Origin of the sequence: Kitasatospora sp. A2-31 (genome assembly GCF_022288725.1) — a bacterium.
GTDB lineage: Bacteria > Actinomycetota > Actinomycetes > Streptomycetales > Streptomycetaceae > Kitasatospora.
Genome location: NZ_JAKNTA010000118.1, coordinates 1 through 1,801, shown reverse-complemented (window position 1 = coordinate 1,801; position 1,801 = coordinate 1). Strand labels below are relative to the sequence as shown.

Annotated in this window: 3 protein-coding genes; 2 read left to right on the top strand and 1 reads right to left on the bottom strand. The window is 72.8% G+C overall.

The genetic code is table 11. The features are described from left to right. Positions 1-515 (top strand): SRPBCC family protein (locus MCM47_RS40025; RefSeq protein ID WP_238951758.1); only part of this gene is annotated, 515 nt, incomplete at its 5' end. Between the two features lie 160 nt (positions 516-675). After that, positions 676-1,287, top strand: a complete 612-nt coding sequence (locus MCM47_RS40020) for a dihydrofolate reductase family protein (protein WP_238859939.1) — start codon at positions 676-678, stop codon at positions 1,285-1,287. A gap of 72 nt (positions 1,288-1,359) precedes the next feature. Here MCM47_RS40020 and MCM47_RS40015 read toward each other — a convergent pair. Then, positions 1,360-1,801, bottom strand: a 442-nt coding sequence (locus MCM47_RS40015) for a hypothetical protein (protein WP_238951757.1), incomplete at its 5' end; no start/stop codon positions are given.

Sequence of the window (1,801 nt, the reverse complement as noted above, 5' to 3'; positions counted from 1 at the left end):
CCCCGGCACCGCCGGCACAGGCGACCAGCCGCCCCGCGCAGATGCTCTGCGCGCCGATGATCCGCAACTGCACACCTGTCAATGAACCGGAGGCCACCGTGTGGAAGTACGAACACAGCGTCGAGACCAGCGCCGCACCCTCTGCCGTCTGGCGCATCTGGGCCGATGTCGCGACCTGGCCCGAGTGGAACACCGACATCGAGAAGATCGAGTTGCGCGGCGGCTTCACCGACGGCGGTGAGATCACCATGGTGCCCCGGGGGCAGGACCCGGTCGAGCTCCGCCTCGACGAGGTGACCCCCGGTGAGAGCTTCGTCGACGAGGCGGTCTTCGGTCCGGTCCGCCTGCGCACCGTGCACCAGGTCCTCCCGGTGGAAAGGGGTGCTCGCATCACCTACCGGCTGGAGATCACGGGGGAGGGCTCCGACGACGCCGGCCCCGGGATCGGCCCGCAGATCACCGCCGACTGGCCGGAGACCATGGCTGCGCTGGCCCGCCGGGCCGAGCGGTACTGAAACCGCCCGTCCGGCCGGCGGGCCGTCCCCGTCAGCGCCTCCCGCCGGCAGCGGCCCGTGACGCGCCGGGCCGTTCGGCCGATCCGCACCGTGCCGTCACTCGGGGGTGGCAGCGCCGGGAAGAGGCGGCCCCGGCCGCCCAGGAACAGAAAGGGACGTCATGAACCGCTTGGTCGTGGCGATGCAGATCTCCATCGACGGCTGTGTGAGCAGCACGCTCGCGGATTCGACCTGGCAGCTGTGGAACTGGGGGCCGCAGTGGCCCTGGAGCGAGGACCTGCGCGAAGCGTTCAACGACCTGTTCGCCGACGCCGCGGGGATCCTCCTCAGCCGTCCGATGGCCGACGAAGGCTACCTCGCCCACTGGGACGCGATGGCCCGCCGACACCCGACCGACGGGGAGTGGAACTTCAGCCGCGCCATCGGCGCTCTGCCCAAGTTCGTCGTCAGCCGAACGGGCCGGCCGGAGCGCGCCTGGCCGAACACCACCGTCCTCAACGGCGAGTTCGACCAGGCCGTCGCCCGGGCCAAGAAGGAGGCCGCCGGCGACCTGCTGTGCTTCGGCGGCGCGGGGTTCGTGACGTCCCTCCTACGGCAGGACCTGGTGGACGAGTTGAGGCTCTTCACCAACCCCGGCTTCGCCGGATCCGGGGCCGGCATCTTCGGCCCCTGGCTCGCGGACCGTCGTCTCCGTGCCGCCGCGGCGCACGCCTACACCTGCGGCATCGCGGAAACCCGCTGGGTCAGGCACTCGACGACGACCGACGCCTGACCCCCGGCCGGCTGGACGGACGCGAGGTGCCCGGCTTCGGCGGGAAGGCGGGCACCGTCGGGCCCCGGCCGGTCAGCGGTGGATCAGGCTGAGGACGGCGCACAGCACGGCCGTGGTCGTCACGAGGAGTGCGGTGAGCACGCATCGCGCCCGCAGGTGGCGGTAGCGGGCCTCGTACTCGGCGCGCAGTTCGTCGCGGCGACCGCGCAGCCGGGTGAGGTACGCGCGGGACACGTGGAGGTGGGCGCGGGTGTAGTGGTGTTCGAGGTCGTGGCGCTGGGTGCCGGTGAGCCAGGGGAGGTGGTCGGCCAGGTCGCGGGCGGCCTGCCGGGCCTCTTCGGTTTCGGCCTGCCAGTACAGGTATCCCTCGAGTTGCTGCACGCCGTGGCCGGCATCGGTGTCGGCGGCGAGCGAGGGGCCGGGCGGGGGCGGGCGCCGGGGCTGGTGGGGCCGGGGCTGGTGGGGCCGGGGTGTCCTCATCCGCCGTTCCGGTCCCTGGTGGTCACGGCGGGGG